This is a genomic window from Pauljensenia sp. 20925_1_25 (assembly GCF_041433955.1).
Taxonomy (GTDB): Bacteria; Actinomycetota; Actinomycetes; order Actinomycetales; family Actinomycetaceae; genus Pauljensenia.
In genome coordinates this window covers 20,648-35,810 of record NZ_JAPWCL010000024.1, presented here as the reverse complement: position 1 = coordinate 35,810, position 15,163 = coordinate 20,648, and the positions used below count along the sequence as shown (strand labels likewise).

13 protein-coding genes are annotated in these 15,163 nt (G+C 64.7%); 4 read left to right on the top strand and 9 right to left on the bottom strand.

Annotation, left to right across the window (positions count from 1 at the left end; genetic code table 11):
• On the top strand, nucleotides 1-648 hold a 648-nt coding region (locus O3932_RS09375), incomplete at its 5' end, for a hypothetical protein (RefSeq protein WP_371537976.1).
• Nucleotides 649-1,807: 1,159 nt separating this feature from the next.
• Here O3932_RS09375 and O3932_RS09370 read toward each other — a convergent pair.
• The 5 genes from O3932_RS09370 to O3932_RS09350 all read right to left on the bottom strand — a co-directional run bounded on the left by O3932_RS09370 (nucleotide 1,808) and on the right by O3932_RS09350 (nucleotide 8,817).
• The gene (locus tag O3932_RS09370) at nucleotides 1,808-2,722 is read right to left on the bottom strand and encodes an anchored repeat-type ABC transporter permease subunit (RefSeq protein ID WP_371537973.1); all 915 of its coding nucleotides are present in this window, start codon (nucleotides 2,720-2,722) and stop codon (nucleotides 1,808-1,810) included.
• Nucleotides 2,719-3,438 carry an anchored repeat-type ABC transporter ATP-binding subunit gene (locus O3932_RS09365; protein WP_296502458.1) on the bottom strand — a complete coding sequence of 240 codons (720 nt, stop codon included), beginning with the start codon at nucleotides 3,436-3,438 and terminating at the stop codon, nucleotides 2,719-2,721. Before O3932_RS09365 ends, O3932_RS09370 begins: the two co-directional genes overlap by 4 nt.
• A complete protein-coding gene (locus tag O3932_RS09360) occupies nucleotides 3,435-4,910 on the bottom strand; it encodes a TIGR03773 family transporter-associated surface protein (RefSeq protein ID WP_371537970.1) in 1,476 nt (491 codons plus the stop codon). The genes O3932_RS09365 and O3932_RS09360 overlap by 4 nt, the downstream gene beginning before the upstream one ends.
• Nucleotides 4,907-6,505, bottom strand: a complete 1,599-nt coding sequence (locus O3932_RS09355) for an anchored repeat ABC transporter, substrate-binding protein (protein ID WP_371537967.1) — start codon at nucleotides 6,503-6,505, stop codon at nucleotides 4,907-4,909. Before O3932_RS09355 ends, O3932_RS09360 begins: the two co-directional genes overlap by 4 nt.
• Nucleotides 6,506-6,591: 86 nt before the next feature.
• Nucleotides 6,592-8,817, bottom strand: coding sequence for a TIGR03773 family transporter-associated surface protein (locus O3932_RS09350; protein WP_371537965.1), 2,226 nt, complete (start codon nucleotides 8,815-8,817; stop codon nucleotides 6,592-6,594).
• Nucleotides 8,818-9,162: 345 nt separating this feature from the next.
• Here O3932_RS09350 and O3932_RS09345 point away from each other — a divergent pair, with 345 nt between their 5' ends.
• Nucleotides 9,163-9,354, top strand: coding sequence for a hypothetical protein (locus O3932_RS09345; protein WP_371537962.1), 192 nt, complete (start codon nucleotides 9,163-9,165; stop codon nucleotides 9,352-9,354).
• Nucleotides 9,355-9,681: 327 nt separating this feature from the next.
• Here O3932_RS09345 and O3932_RS09340 read toward each other — a convergent pair whose 3' ends face one another.
• The 3 genes from O3932_RS09340 to O3932_RS09330 all read right to left on the bottom strand — a co-directional run bounded on the left by O3932_RS09340 (nucleotide 9,682) and on the right by O3932_RS09330 (nucleotide 11,216).
• On the bottom strand, nucleotides 9,682-10,200 hold the full coding sequence (locus O3932_RS09340; protein WP_371537960.1) for a DUF6301 family protein: 519 nt from the start codon (nucleotides 10,198-10,200) through the stop codon (nucleotides 9,682-9,684).
• A gap of 185 nt (nucleotides 10,201-10,385) precedes the next feature.
• Nucleotides 10,386-10,904 carry a DUF6301 family protein gene (locus O3932_RS09335; RefSeq protein ID WP_371537958.1) on the bottom strand — a complete coding sequence of 173 codons (519 nt, stop codon included), beginning with the start codon at nucleotides 10,902-10,904 and terminating at the stop codon, nucleotides 10,386-10,388.
• Between the two features lie 9 nt (nucleotides 10,905-10,913).
• Nucleotides 10,914-11,216, bottom strand: coding sequence for a hypothetical protein (locus O3932_RS09330; RefSeq protein WP_371537955.1), 303 nt, complete (start codon nucleotides 11,214-11,216; stop codon nucleotides 10,914-10,916).
• Nucleotides 11,217-11,447: 231 nt separating this feature from the next.
• Here O3932_RS09330 and O3932_RS09325 point away from each other — a divergent pair, with 231 nt between their 5' ends.
• Both O3932_RS09325 and O3932_RS09320 read left to right on the top strand, forming a co-directional pair.
• Complete coding sequence (locus O3932_RS09325; protein WP_009647655.1) at nucleotides 11,448-12,776, top strand: PLP-dependent aminotransferase family protein; 1,329 nt, start codon at nucleotides 11,448-11,450, stop codon at nucleotides 12,774-12,776.
• A 23-nt stretch (nucleotides 12,777-12,799) separates the two neighbouring features.
• Nucleotides 12,800-13,837, top strand: a complete 1,038-nt coding sequence (locus O3932_RS09320; protein WP_009647662.1) for a D-alanine--D-alanine ligase — start codon at nucleotides 12,800-12,802, stop codon at nucleotides 13,835-13,837.
• Nucleotides 13,838-14,429: 592 nt separating this feature from the next.
• Here O3932_RS09320 and O3932_RS09315 read toward each other — a convergent pair.
• Nucleotides 14,430-15,059 (bottom strand): HAD family hydrolase, encoded by a 630-nt coding sequence (locus tag O3932_RS09315; RefSeq protein ID WP_371537950.1) that lies wholly within the window; start codon nucleotides 15,057-15,059, stop codon nucleotides 14,430-14,432.
• Nucleotides 15,060-15,163: the final 104 nt, after the last annotated feature.

The following is a 15,163-nucleotide window of genomic DNA, read 5'->3' as shown; positions in this document are numbered from 1 at the left end:
CTTCTTGGGTTCCGGGTATTCAACACCAAGGCTAATGCCGAGGCCAAGGATCGTCAGCAATCAGCTCAATCTAACACCCCACAGTCCACCGATAGCCAGTCTGGGGACCTACAGTCAAGAGATACGCCATCCCCGGTACCTACACAGGCTGAGATCACCAAACCCAGTCCCCCGAACGGCCTTTACGAGGGAGGTTTAGTGGGTGCTCAAGTAACTGCGGTATGGTTCGTCGACTTGTGGGAATACGCATTTAACACGGGTGACACGGATGATCTTATGGCGCTATGCCAAGATGAAGACTTTTGCGATCATTTTGTCGAGGACATGCGAAACTATCATGAAAACAGAATCGTTACAACACCCTTGGAGCTTAACATCCAACCAGACGGGAATAGAGCCTTCGCTTGTCACCTACGAACCAGCGGCATCTCAGGATTATGTATGCAGCTCTCAATGTCTCAAAAGAGTGCTAGGTTTTATGCTACAGGACCAACCAACGATACCCATGAATACACAACTGTGCGCGCAATTGAGTCAAGCGAAGCACAAGACGAATCTTACTTTACGATTCGCATACTCCTTACAGAACAAGATGATCACTCATTTATCATGCGCAATATCGAGTGGATCGATCCTGAACATACCTGATACCAATACTCAGCGGCATGGCTGAGCTAAGACATGCAGAGCGACTGACCACTTCTTCAACACACAGGAAAAGCAGGAGTACCTATCCACAAGGATATGATCCAAAGTTATCCAGCTAGCCCGCCAATACCAGAATGTTTCACGTGAAACAATCCCCGCATCAACATCGTCACCGACGACGACACGGGCATCAATCCGAGAATCACTCCCCCACATCACCACCGCAGCTATCCCGGCATCCTAAGGCCACCGAACCAGAATCACACCACGGTCACGGCTTCACAGCGAGCTCGTAACGCACCCAGCGGTGCTGACCCGTGGACGTCACCAGGCCTCGTGACACGAGGTCGCGCAGCTCCGAGCGCGCTTCCTCAGCGGTCACACCAAAATGCTCCCTATACTCCCCGTTGCTCCAGGTACGCCCATGGCGTATGTCAACCAGCGCTTCCTTCTGACGTCGATTCAAACCGGTCGCTGCCTCCAGCCCGAGACCGCCAAGCCACGTCAAGTCCCCATCCGGAATCAGCGCAGCATTCGGGAAACACACCGTGAAGGACACCCGATGCGATCACAGCGCAATCCGCGTCAACCATGGATTCAACCCCGCCACTCACTTCAGTTCATAGAAGCACCTTTCTATCTCATAGAACCCCATTTCTATGTCATAGAAGGGGGTTTCTATGTCATAGAGGCCCCTTCATAGATCATAGAAGCCCAATTTTGCGTCATAGAACCTCATAGAGGGGCATCTATGATTCATAGAATCGAGCAACATCCCAACCTCGAGGCCGCAACAGAAACAGATACCAGCCCCATAAACATGTGTTTCACGTGAAACAATCGCTCCATGCCTAACAGGCTCTACACTCGCTCGATGGACAGCACAAGCAATGCCACGCGCCGCCCGCGCAGTTATTTAAAACCCGACTCAAACCCACCCAGCACCCGCCCACGCCTCGTCCCAAATCAACTGTCACCCTCGAATTGTTTCACGTGAAACATTCGACGCCTGCGCCTACAGGCACACACGCCAGCAAACACGCAACCAGGCGCCAAGCACGCACTCAACCACGGCGAACAACAAGCGGGGTACCGCCCCTCGGCAGCACCCCGCTCAATGAGTCACGCGCACCTGCGCCGCGCAACCACAAGCAACACCTCACCCCCGCCTCTCCCGCAGCCTCCGCGCGAGGACCCCATGCCTCGGCGCGAAGACCCAGGCGAGCACGAAGCACGCGGTGAGCACCAGAACGATCGTGGCACCCGTGGGCACGTCCAGCGACCACGACAGGTACAGGCCCACCAGGCCACCCGACGCCCCCAGGGCCGGCGACAGAATCATCATCGTCCATAGGCGGTCGCACAGGAGCCGCGCGGTCGCCGCGGGGGTCACGAGCAGTGCCAGCACCAGCACGTTACCGATCGTCTGCACGGAAATCACGACGGCCAGGGCCACGGCGACATACAGGGAAAGGTCCGCGAGCAGCACGTGCACGCCCGCCGCCCGCGCGCTCTCGCGGTCCAGGGTCACGGCCACGATGGGTCGGTGCGCCAGGAACAGCATGAGCAGCACGAACAAAGCGCCAGCCAGCACCACGGGCACATCCGACGCCGGGATGCCCGTGATCGACCCGAACAGGAAGTCCTGCAGGCTCCCCGCGTACCCGGGTGCCCGCGCTATGATCGCGACGCCGAGCGCGAAGGCGCCCACGAAGAGCACGCCGATGACGGAGTCCTCCTTGAGCCGCCGATTCTGCGCCAACAGCGCCACCAGCACGGCGGTCACGACGCCCGCGAGGGCACCTCCGAACACCAGGGATCCACCGCACACGAACGCGATGGCCAGGCCGGGGAACACGGAGTGCGCGACGGCATCCCCGATGAACGCCATGCCACGCAGGACGACGTGCACGCCGACGCTGCCGCACACGAGCGCGGCGACGACCGCGATGAGCAGCGCGCGCGGCAGGAACGCCAGCGCGGGGTTCGTCAGGTCACGGAAGAAGTCGTTGGGGCTCAGGAAGTCCGCCGCGGCGACGAGGCCGTGGCCGCCCGCGTGGATCACGGCGCTCATGCGCGCACTCCTAGGGCGTCGAGGATCGGGTTGTCGGGTCGCACGTCGAAGGCGCGGATCCACGGGTCGGCGTCGGCGAGTTCGTCGGGTCGCCCGGACGCGATGATCGTGCGCCGCAGCAGGTAGAGGCGGTCGCAGCCGGCGCGCGCGCCGATGAGGTCGTGCGTCGTCATGAGGAGGGCTCGCCCCCCGTCGGCGAGCGCGCGGAACAGGTCCATGAGCATCTCCTGGGTGGGCATGTCGAGGCCGGTGAAGGGTTCGTCGAGGAGCAGCACGGCGGGCCGGATCGCGAGGGCCCGGGCGACGAGGACGCGCTGGCGCTGCCCGCCGGACAGCTCACCGATGGGTCGCTTCGCGAGGTCGCGCATGCCGACGAGGGACAGGGCCTCCTCGACGGCGCGGAAGTGCGGCGTCCGAGCGCGCCCGAGCAGCCCGCGCCGCACGGTGACGGCCTGGAGGACGGCGTCGCGGACGCTAATCGGGAAGTCCCACGCGAATTCGTGGCGCTGCGGCACGTAGCCGATCGCGCCGTCGGTCTCGACACTGCCACTGGAGGGGATGAGTCCCAGGATCGAGCGAATCAGCGTGGTCTTTCCGGCACCGTTGGGTCCGATGAGTCCGACGAGTTCCCCGGCCTCGACCTCCAGGTCGACGCCCGTCAGGACGCTGCGCCCACCCAGGGACGCCCCCAAAGAGGTGACGCGCAGCTGGCTCACTGCTCCCCTCCCCCATTGCCGAGGCCGTGGCCCTCAGCGCTCTCGCCCACACCAGATACTCCAGCACTCTGGGACGAGGCCGTGGCTGCTTCCTCGTTCCCCTCGCCGCGGGCGGTGGGCAGGGGTGAGAGGAGGGAGTCAGCCTCGGCGATGGCGGCAGCCTGTTCGGCGCGGCTGCGGCGCGAGCGCGCAACGACGAGCGCGCCGATCACGAGGAGGGAGAGGGCGACGCTGACGATGATCGCGAGGAAGGCCCAGTCGGGCAAGCCACCCTCGGGCGAGGACGACGTCGACTCGGAGGAGCCAGGGCCCTGGGAGGTGCCCGCGGCCGGAGCCCCGGAACCAGAACCGGAACCAGAACCGGAAGCGGCGGGCGCAGCCATGGCCAGGGCTTCGGACGCGGAAGCGGCGTCGCCCACGGCGAAGCGCAAGGTCGTGGAAGCGTTGACGGCCTCGCCGGCGGTGGTCGTGCCCAGGAAGGTCACGGTCGCCGTGTAGGTGCCGGGGGCGGAGAACGCCCAGTTGGCGTGCACGTGCGTGCCCGAGTCGATCCACACGTCGCCGGGGGCGGCACCCGAGTCGGCGAGCAGGAGGGGCTTGCCAAAGGTGCCGGACTGGAGGAACAGCCACGCGCGGCCGGGCCCGCTCACGGGGCCGACGCGCATGGTGAGGCCGCGGTCGATGGTGGCCGTGACGGCGGGGTCCTGCGTGTTCCAGCCGAGCCACACGACGCTCGGGTTCTGCGTCTGGGGGATGACGTGCACGGGCTTGCCCGCGACGTCGGCCAGGAACGGGTAGTCGGCGGAGTCGGGCGCGGTCATGATGGCTGCGTCGCTGACCCGGAGGACGGTCTGGTTGGGGTCGCGCCACACGGCGCCGCTCTCGGCGTCGTGGCGCAGGCCGGCCCGCCACTGCCCGTCGATCAGTCGGGGTCCGAGGTCGACGTGTCCGGCGCTGATCTCGCTGGCCTCGCCTCTCCACTCCTCGTGCGCGGCGACGCTTTGCGCGAGGTCGGGGTCGGGACTCGGGTCAGCAACAGAAGAGGGGGCACCCACGATGAAGAGGAGAGCTGACACGAGGAGGGCACTCAGCGTCATGCCCAGACGGGGCCGTCGGCTAGCCCCGGGGGCGGTGACGGGGCCTGGCTGGGCTTCGAGATGAGACGCCCGCCCACTCTGTTCCGTGGGCGGCATGATGGTTTGCCACATGAGGTCGGCGCGGGGCCTGCAGGGCCTGGCCGGGCTTCGAGACGACACGCCGAGCGATGCTTGCGGCGAGGCGGCGAGCGGGCGGGCAGACCCCGCGCCGACCGGAAGCGGTAGTCCCGGGGGCAGCGGCAGGGCCTGGCCGGGCGTGTTGCGAGGCCGCCGGCTAGCCCCGGGGGCGGCGGCAGGCCCCGCGCCGACCGGAAGAGGTAGTCCCGTGGTGAAGAGCCGACGGCCGGCATCAGACTGGGAAGAAAAGAGTTTCATGGCATCTCCTTGCCGCCCAGGCATCGTGCCAGTGAGCGGGCGTTGTGTTGCATCATGTCGATGTAGGTGGGTGCTTGGTCGTCGAGGGTGTCGCCGTATAGGGGACAGATGTCCACGCCCGCGTCGGTGGCGGCGGTGCGCAGGGTGGAGCGGGTGCGCGCCAGGTTGGGTTCGAGGAACACCGCGGGGATTGAGGAGTCGGACAGGGTGGCTTGGAGTTTGATTCGGTCGGCGATGGAGGGTTCGACGCTGGGGTTGGGTGCGACGAATCCGGCGACGGTGAGCCCGTAGGCGTTCGCCAGGTACGCGTAGGCGTCGTTGGTGGTGACGAGTTTGCGTCGCTCGGATGGGATTGTCGCGATGGTCGAGGCCATGGTGGCGTCGAGTTGGTCGAGGCGCGTCAGGTAGGTGGCGGCGTTGGTCCGGTAGGTGGCCTCGCCGCCCGGGTCGACGGAGATCAGCGAGTCGCGGATGACTCGCACGTAGGCTTGGGCGTTGTGGACGTCGTGCCATAGGTGGGGGTCGATGTCGCCGTGGACGTGCTTGCCGAGGACTGCTTGGGGCAGCATGTACACGTTGGTGCCGGCCTCGCCGATGAATCGGAACGAGGCTTCCCCGGGGATGGTCGTGAGCGCGCGGGTGGGCACTTCGATGACGACGTGGTCGAGGTCTGTGCATTCCATGGTCGAGGCGACGACCGCCCCGGCGCTGGATGCGCCGACGCAGGGGGCCGAGGCCTCGTCCCCGCTCAGCGCGTCGGCGTCGGAGGCGAGTTCGACGCGCTTGGTGGTGAGGTTGACGGTGATGTCGGCGTGGCCGGCGGAGAGGATGCGGCGTCCTTCGGCGGCGGCGACGTCTTCGGGCGGGGTGCCGACGGCGAAGACGGCGGTGCCTTCCCCGACGCTGACCGGCGTGGCACCGGGGGTGGTGCGCAGGTTGGCGCGGAAGTGGACGCGGTACACGCCGGGGGCGGTGAACGCCCAGCTCATGTGTTGGTGGGCGTCGGCGGGCAGCTGCGCGGTGTCGGTGTCGTATCCGGCGGCGGCGTTGAAGCCGTCGGAGGAGGCGAAGGCAATCTCGGGCTGCCCGAACGACGTGGTGAGGTACGCGGCGGCCTGGCCGGGTCCGTCGACGCCGGTGGTCGTCAGGTCGATCTGCGAGGCGCGAGTGGCTCCCATGTCGGTGCCGTCGCCCCACACGCGCATGCCGAGCCACGGGGTGTCGAGGGCTCGGTCTTCGACGAGGGGGAGAATGGTGGCGCCGTTCTTGGCGGCTTCCTCGGCAACGGAGACGGAGCGTGAGCCGGCGGGCAGGTTGGAGTCGAGGGCGCGGATGAGGGCGTGTTCTTCGAGCATGAGGTAGTTGGAGAAGGCGACGTCCGCGTAGGCCACGTCGCGGATGGTGCGCAGGGAGGGTTCCCACGAGTGTGGGTCTGCCCCGTTGGGGACCATCTGGGTGACGTGGGCGCGGTCTCCGGCGACGTTGCGGACGAGGTCGGCGAGGATGCCGGTCGTGGCGACGACGCGCAGTTCGCCATCGTGAGCGGGGTCGGGAGCGGGCGCGCACCCGGCGACCCCCGCCGTAAGCGCGAACATCGCTGCGGCGAGTCCACACCCGCTCCCCCGCCACCCACGGGAGGGGTGGCGGGGGAGGAAGGAGAGGATGCCTCGTGAATGAGTGCTCACGAGAACGCTCGCGCGTTTCTGCGTCGGCCGATCGAACTGACCCACACGCAGGCCGCGCCGGTCAGCGCCCACGTGAGCGAGACGACGGCCAGCGGGATGGTGTCGGCGCCGGTGATGGCCAGGGAGAGGTCGCAGTCTTTGCCGGAGGCGGTGCGACCGACGACCTGGGAGGCCATGGGCCGGCTGCTCGTGCCGAGTGCGCCGGTGGCGGTGACTTCGCCGCTGCTGCCGTAGCCGGAGCCGGTCAGGGCCGCGCCGGTGGGGGTGACGCGCATGGAGATGGTGAGCGTGTAGGTTCCGGGCGCGGTGAACACCCAGTTCTGGTGGGCGTGCGTGTTGGGGCCGAGCGTGTAGCTGGAGCCGGGCCCGTCGAACACGTGCTCGCCGACGCCGGAGCCGAGCGCGCCCGCGTTGAAGACGGCGACGCGGCCGGGTCCTTCGACGGCGTCGAGGGTGAATTGGACGCCGCCGGTGGTTCCGGTGACGATCTCTTCGCGCTGGGAGTTCAGGCCCAGCCACGGAACACCCGCGATTTGGGTGGAGGGGATGAGCCACACGCTGGAGCCGACGGTGGCGACGAAGCCGAGGTCTGCGGGCGCGGTGATGCGCGCGGCCTCACCGAGCGCGAAGGTCAGGGTTGATGGGTCGACCCACTGCGCGGGCTGCGTGCGGTCGTCTTTGATGCGGGCGACGAGGCTGCCGTTTTCGATGGCGGGCCCCAGGTCGAAGTGTCCCTCGGTCGCGTTGCCGGATGCACCCTCGCCGACGCTGACGGTCAGCGTGGTGCGTGCGGTGTTGGCGGGGGCTTGGGACGAGGCCGGGGCAGCGGATTCGGTTCCCGTTGCCTCGCGGGTGACGCGGGTGGGGATGCAGCGTTCGCCTGACGACGTGGTGGTGCGAGCGCCCGAGGTCGTGGTGCCTGAGGTGGTGACGCCATAGGCGGTGCCCGCTCCCCCGCTGCTGCCCGCGCCCAGACCTGTGCCCGAGGTCTGGGCGGGGTCGTTCGCTCCAGCGCCGGTGTCGGAAGCGGAGCGGTCTGTGGTGTCCGGGGTCGAATCCCCGTCAGCGCCCGACTGCCCGGCTCCCGACTGGGCGTCCGTGGAACCCGGATCGACGCCGGGCGCGGGGGCTGCGGGGTTGCCATTACCGCCGGGGGTGAGGCCGGCCTCGGCGAGGCACGTGGCTTCGTCGGCCACGTCGATCGTGTAGGTGCGGGTGGGTGCGACGGCGTTGGCGGTGCCGGTGTTGCCGGGGGTCCAGGCGCTGGCTTGGACGGTCAGCGTGTAGCGGCCGGCGCGCGTGAACAGCCAGTTGACGTGCTTGTGGGCGGCGTAGGGCTGGTCGATGTCGTCGCCGCCCGGGGCCAGGTCGTAGCTGCCGTCGGCGGTGACCGCCTTCAGGCCTTCTGCGAAGCTGGATGTGAAGGCGTAGATGCGCCCGTCGGCTGGCCCGGAGTAGGTGATGTGGAAGCGCGCGGCGTCGTATCCGCCGGCGGCGATGCCCAGGGTGTCCCACCCGGGCCACAGGACGGTGGCTTGGTTGTCGCCGGACTGGCCGAGTAGGTACGCGGCGGCGGGCGCGCCGGTCGTCTGGCTGACGGCATCGGGAATCTGGGTGAGCGTGCTCGCGGGGATCGCGAGGAGGGTCTTCTCGGGTTCGCGCAGGACGCCGGAGCCGGTGGCGTCCTCCTTGATGCGCAGGGTGAGCGCACCGGCCGCGTCAGAGGTGAGGTCGAAGATGTCCGCGTGGCCGCGGTTCAGGGTGGCGGTGGTACCGTCGGGCGGGGTGCGCATGACGTTGCAGGTGGTCACTCCCCCGGTTCCCGAGGCCGTGGCGGCGTCCGTCGCAGCCGACGCCATCGCGGTCGCATCCGTCGCGGTCGCGGCCGCATCTGTTGTAGCTGTGGTGGCTGCGTTGTCGGTGGCCGCGTCGGTCGTGACAGTCGCGTCGGTTGTGTCGGCCGAGTCAGCGTTGTCGGTGGCTGGGTCGGTCGTAACTGTGGTGGTCGCGTCGGTTATGGCTGCGTTGTCTGCTTGGGTATTGGAGGCTTCGTGCGCCGCTTCCTCGGCTGCTGCTGTTTCGGTGGCGGAGTCGAGTCCAGAGCCTGCCTCGTCGGCGGCGTGTGCTCCTGTTGGTGCGAGGAAGGATGCTGCCGCGAGGCTCATTGCGGCGAGGGCCCGGGCAGCTGCGCGGCCCGGGCTCCTGTGTGTCGTGGGGTTCATGGGTCCTCTAGATACAGTCATTGAATGAGAATCGTTATCATTCTAGTCCTGACATGACTCCCCCGCCACTACGCCCGCCTCCAACACCCCTCAAAACACCTGTTCCGCACAACCAGACCGGCTACGCAGTGATTTGCATCCATCCGCCATCGCTCGAAAGCTATGCGAACAGCCATTTTCCTTTGCAATTGCTTGATTCTCGCTGCGATGGATCTAACTGTCCGAGCGGTTGATTGCCGAAAAACCGAGGCATAAACTATAGCCATCAAGCGCCTGACACAGCTGCCAAGCTCGTCCGGCGCTTTTTCTTGTTTGACACGCAGGGTCGCGCTGACGCTACCCGCGTTGGCACGCTCCACGTACGAGAACCGCCGGGCGATCCCCGGCCTCGTCAAGCAGGGACACAATCACCGATACGATCCCACGAGGAGCCCACTCATGTTCTCCACCATCGACGTCATGGTTGCCCAGGCCCACATCGACCAGCTCAACGAGCTCGCCGACGCGAAGCGTTCGCGCAAGGCCGACCGCCACTGAGCGAATTCCAGCCACGCCGGAATTCCACGCAAGTCCGCAGACCCCTTGGGCTGCGGACTTTTTGTATCCACTCACGACGACGCTCCCGAAAGCTACGGATAGACCTTTCCTGACGACTTCCCTACTCCCCCATGACGGGCAAGTCCATCGGGCGGATCCGCTCACTCTCCTTCGGCTTCGTCGCCGTCAGTAGCTAGTTCACCTATCGACACGTCGGCCACTTCCTAGCCCTATCTGCGTCTGCACTGAGGCGAAGAGCCGGGATTGTTTCACGTGAAACAATCCGCGTTCGCGCCCCCGGTTGAGACCAGTCACGGCTAGCCGTGGCTACTCGTCCTCCGAGATATACCCCTTGGCAGCAAGACGCTGGTATTCGCTCGCAATAAACATCTCCTCAGGAGACTCAACAATGCAACTGACCAGAGCATCATTGCCGCCCACACTCACGCCCACGCCCAGCGGGGTAACAAAAGTAGAACGATAACGCTCCTTCTTACTACTACGCTGCTTCACCTTCCCATACCGGCGCGTCAAAATCTCACAGAAATGCCGATAAATCACCTTCGCCGGCTCCAACGAATACCCCCAAGCCTCCTCAGGCGCAATATCAGTGATCAAAAAACTGAACGTTCCGATCGAGCCACTCCCTTTGGTGAAGTAACAAGGAAACCCTATTGGGTGAACGTCAGAAGTAAAGACGTTGGGCTTCCCTTCCTTCTGTGTCCATCCGAAGCGGTCGCGCAGGGCGTAGCCGTCTTCGGCGGTTTTGGGCCAGGGCGAGTCCACCCACGCATCGAGAATCTCGATGAAACGCTCATCAGACAACACAGTGAACTCAAAGGACATGATCCTCCTTCACAGGCCCTTGATAGCCTGGTCGACGCCAACAACACGCACAGGACGAGTCATAACCATCCCACACCGCCCGACACCACCAAACCTACCAGCCCCAGCAACACCCCCTTCGGCCAGACAAGATCCGGCAGCACACACCCCGCAACAGCCCTTAGGCCGTCTGCGCCTAGCCGTGGCTACTCGTCCTCTGAGATGTAGCCCTTGGCAACAAGACGCGCATACTCGCTGGCGATAAACATCTCCTCAGGAGACTCAACAACACAACTCACATGAGCGATGGTGCCCCCAACACTTACGCCAACACCCTGAGACGTCACAAAATTCGAGCGGTAATGACCATTACTGTTCTTGCGCTGCTTGGGTTTACCGTACCGGCGCACCAAAATCTCACAGAAATGCCGATAAATCACCAGAGTATCCGCCAACGAGTCCCCACGAGCCTCCTCCGGCGCAATATCAGTGATCGGCACACGCATTGACCTAATGTTTCCACCACTGACAGAGAAGCTCGAGGATAGTTCGTCGGGACGAACATCCGAAGTAAACAAACTCGGCTTATCCTCGGCAGGCACCCACCCGAAACGGTCGCGCAGCGCGTAGCCCTCTTCAGCTGTTTTGGGCCAGGGTGAGTCCACCCAGGCCTCCAGAATCTCGATGAAACGCTCATCCGGCAGAACAGTGAACTCGAACGACATGATGCTCCTTTAGTAGCCCTTGATGGCCTGGTCGATGCGGGCGATGTGGACCGGGTCCAGCTCAATCGGCACGGTCTTAAAGACTATTCTCCCTGCGTTCCCACTGCGGGCGATCGCGATGTCGGAATGCACCGTGATGCGCCCGTCCTTAATGGCCTCCCACAACTCGGGGTTCTCACGCATCTTCTGATGAAAATCCACGTCCGTGGCCAGGCGATCCCCCACGTAGGCAGCCGACCCCTGCTCAACCTTGACCCCATCAACCTCATAGGTCCCGACCTTGGCACTCGTGCCACCCTTACACTCCCCCACGTGCAACTCCCCGGGCCGATACCCAATCGTATCCACGTGACCAGCACCAGTGCCCGGACCACCCACGCCCCCGGCCAGACCCACGCGGCACCCGGAACACTGGCCGCGCCACCGACAGTGTTTCACGTGAAACATGTGACCGTCACCCGGGCCTCGTCGCCCCACGCAGCCAGGAAAGTGGCACACTTTACCTATACGCATAACGCGACTCCACGCAAAGGATGGCACCCATTGACTCAGCCTTCAACACACGGAGCGACCCCGGCCTCGTCCGGCTCGTCGCGCACGCAGGGCAACCGCCTCGATCCCTGGTACGACGTCTACGCGGACCAAGCCCTGAACCTGCGCGCATCCGAGATCCGCGCCCTCTTCTCGGTCGTCTCCCGTCCCGAGGTCGTCTCCCTCGCGGGCGGCATGCCGAACCTGAAGGACCTCCCCCTCGATAAGCTCGCTGCGTCCGCGGAAAAGCTGATCCGCAACCACGGCGCGCAGGCCATGCAGTACGGCAACGGCCAGGGCTGGGAGGTCCTGCGCGAGCACATCACGGAGGTCATGAGCTACGACGGTATCGTCGGTGCCGACCCGGACGACGTCGTGGTGACGACGGGCAGCCAGCAGGCACTCGACCTCGTCACCGAACTCTTCGTGAACCCGGGCGACGTCATCCTCGCCGAGGCCCCCTCGTACGTGGGCGCGCTCGGCGTGTTCCGCGCACGCCAGGCGGACGTCGTGCACGTGCCGATGGATGAGCACGGCATCATTCCCGAGGCCTTGGCTGAGACAATCCGCAACGTGCGGGCGTCGGGTCGGACGATCAAGTTCATCTACATCATCCCGAACTACCACAACCCGGCAGGCGTGACCCTGTCGGCGGAGCGCCGCCCGATCATCGCGGAGATCTGCCTGCGCGAGCACGTCCTCATCGTCGAAGATAACCCGTATGGCCTGCTCGGCTTCCATAGCGATCCCCTGCCGGCCATCGCCTCGTACAGCCCGGAGGGGGTCGTGTACCTGGGTTCGTTCTCGAAGATGTTCGCGCCGGGCTTCCGCATCGGCTGGGCGTACGCGCCGCACGCGATCCGCGCGAAGCTGGTGCTGGCTCTCGAGTCGGCGATTTTGTGCCCGTCGATGGTGGGTCAGATGGCGATCGCGGATTACTTGGGCAGCTACGACTGGTACGGGCAGGTGAAGACGTTCCGCTCGATGTACGCGGAGCGCGCTCACGCGATGCTGACGGCGCTTGAGGAGTTCATGCCGTCGTGCTCGTGGACAGTGCCGGACGGTGGCTTCTACACGTGGGTGACGCTGCCCGAGGGTCTGGATGCGAAGGCGATGCTGCCGCGCGCGGTGCGCGCCCAGGTCGCTTACGTGTCGGGTACGGCGTTCTTCTACGACGGGCAGGGGTCGAATCACATGCGCTTGTCGTTCTGCTACCCCACCCCGGAAAGAATCCGCGAGGGCGTGCGCCGCCTCTCGACGGTCGTCAACGCTGAGAAGGAAATGGTTGACATGTTCGGCACGGCTTCAACGGACGAGGCCGGGGCTGGGTCGGCTCGTTAAGGTTGCGAAGGAGTAACAACACTATGGCTACGAAGGTTCTGATTATTTCGGGCGGGTTGACGCATGAGCGTGATGTGTCGGTGCGTTCGGGTCGTCGCGTCGCGAATATTCTGGCGCAGGCCGGCTACGAGGTTGTCATTTCGGATGTGGATGCGTCGCTGGCGGGGGCGATCGAGTCGTTCGCTCCTGACGTGATTTGGCCTCTCGTGCATGGGTCGATTGGCGAGGACGGCTCGTTGCAGTCGTTCCTGGAATCGGTGGGGATTCCCTTTGTGGGTTCGTCGTCGGTGCAGTCGATGTTGGCGTCGAATAAGCCGACGGCGAAGGCTCTACTGGGTTCGGCGGGGCTGGCGACGCCGGGTTGGGTGACGCTGCCGCAGGCGATTTTCCGCCAGCTGGGTGCGTCGAATGTGCTGTCTGCGCTGGAGGGGTCGGTGTCGTTCCCGGTTGTCATTAAGCCGACGGATGGCGGTTCGGCGCTGGGTATTTCGACGGCGCATGATGCGAAGCAGTTGCGTCGTTCGATGGTGGATGCGTTTGCGTACGGTCAGCGTCTGATGGTTGAGCAGCGTATCGAGGGCCGCGATGTGGCCGTGTCGGTCGTGGATCTGGAGGGTGGGCCGGTGGCTCTGCCCCCGGTTGAGATTGCGACGGATGATGGCCGTTACGATTACGATGCGCGGTACACGACGGATGAGTCGGAGTACTTCGTTCCGGCGCGTTTCTCTCCCGAGGCCTTGGCTGACATGCAGGCCGCAGCTGTTGAGGCGCACACGACGCTGGGTCTGCGGGACTTGTCGCGCATGGATTTTGTGGTGGATGAGGATGGGACGTGCTGGTTTATTGACGCCAATGTTGCGCCTGGTATGACGGATACGTCGCTCCTCCCCCAGGCGGCGGATGCGCTCGAGGATTCGTCGTTCGCGCAGTTGTGCGCCGACATCGTTGATTTCGTGGCGGGTGGTCGCGTGGCTGATGGGGCAGCGGATGATGCTGCCGAGTCGGCCGATTCGTCGGAGGAGTCAGAACACTCCGCTGACGCCCCCGTCGAGGGCGAGTAGCGACACCACTCTCCTGCGGGACGCACCGGGCCCGGGAGGACTGCTGTCCTCCCGGACCCTTCGTGTCTCCGAGAACGATCCGCGTTGGATCCTACGTCATCGGTCGGTATCTCAACCGTCTACGTGGGGAACGCTGCGGTGACTACAGTGCCGGGGGTGTCGGCAGGGCCTGGCCGGGCTTCGAGATCGACCGTCCAAGTGGAGGATGCCGCGGGTTCTGACTGTCTTTCACAACCGTCTAAGTGGAGGTCGCCGCGGGTTCTGACTGTCTTTCACAACCGTCTAAGTGGAGGTCGCCGCGGGGCCTGCAGGGCCTGGCCGGGCTTCGAGACGACGCGCCGAGCCGAAGGCTCGCGGCGCGGACGGCGAGCGGGCGGGCAGGCCCCGCGGCGACCGAAACTCACACAGCTGGCTGGGTCCGAAGGTCCCCCAAGCACGGATGAGCAGCACACATTCGCTCGTCACGCGCAACAAAATGCGAAAGCGTGCCTCAGAACAGGAAAGCGAGTTCTTTGAGGCGTGCCTCAGAACAGGAAACCGAGTTCTTTGAGGCGTGCCTCAGAACAGGAAAGCGAGTTCTTTGAGGCGTGCCTCAGAACAGGAAACCGAGTTCCTTGAGGCGCGCCTCGGCCTGTTCGGGTCCTGTCCACAAGATGCCTTTGACGCCCATCAGTTCAGCGGCGCGAACATTTTCACGACGGTCGTCGATGAAGGCGACGTCTTCGACGGGAGTTCCGAGGCGGTGGAGTACGTCGCGGTAGATGCCGCGGGAGGGCTTGCAGATGCCGTAGTCGCAGGAGAAGGCGAAGAAGTCGAAGAGGCTCCCCCATTCGGAGCGGCGGATTGCTTTTGCGATGGGGTACGGGGCGTTGGAGAGGATGCCGACGCGTATGCCTTGGTGTCGCAGGAGTCGGACGAGGGTGAGGGTGGATTCGTTTGCGTCGGCCATACGTGAGGAATCGAGTTCCACGAGGGCTTTGAGTAGGTCTGCGGATGGTTCGTCCTGTCCGCAGTCGCCGGCGATACGGTCCCAAAAGTCGCGGTCGGAAAGACCGGCGTCGTAGTCGCCGCGGTGTGTCCACATTGCTTGGTCGACGAGTGTTGTGAGGCCTCGCGATTCGTCTCCGAACATGCGGGCGATGATGGCGGGATCGGGGTGAGAATCAACGAGGACTCCCCCGACATCGAAAAGCACGGTGCGCGGACTGCCTGGGGCGTGCATGCCTTTCGCTCCTTCTAGTACTGCGAGGATCCGACGCCGGATCCTTAAGAGTAGTTTAAGCGTAGTTTGAGCCACGGATTAGACCGGAAAATGTATGATTGGAA

Excerpts from the sequence above, each read along its gene's own strand:
- O3932_RS09370 (WP_371537973.1), bottom strand. The coding sequence starts at position 2,722 with ATGAGCGCCGTGATCCACGCGGGCGGCCACGGCCTCGTCGCCGCGGCG.
- O3932_RS09360 (WP_371537970.1), bottom strand. The coding sequence starts at position 4,910 with ATGAAACTCTTTTCTTCCCAGTCTGATGCCGGCCGTCGGCTCTTCACC.
- O3932_RS09355 (WP_371537967.1), bottom strand. The coding sequence starts at position 6,505 with ATGTTCGCGCTTACGGCGGGGGTCGCCGGGTGCGCGCCCGCTCCCGAC.
- O3932_RS09350 (WP_371537965.1), bottom strand. The coding sequence starts at position 8,817 with ATGAACCCCACGACACACAGGAGCCCGGGCCGCGCAGCTGCCCGGGCC.
- O3932_RS09340 (WP_371537960.1), bottom strand. The coding sequence starts at position 10,200 with ATGTCCTTTGAGTTCACTGTGTTGTCTGATGAGCGTTTCATCGAGATT.
- O3932_RS09335 (WP_371537958.1), bottom strand. The coding sequence starts at position 10,904 with ATGTCGTTCGAGTTCACTGTTCTGCCGGATGAGCGTTTCATCGAGATT.
- O3932_RS09320 (WP_009647662.1), top strand. The coding sequence starts at position 12,800 with ATGGCTACGAAGGTTCTGATTATTTCGGGCGGGTTGACGCATGAGCGT.
- O3932_RS09315 (WP_371537950.1), bottom strand. The coding sequence starts at position 15,059 with ATGCACGCCCCAGGCAGTCCGCGCACCGTGCTTTTCGATGTCGGGGGA.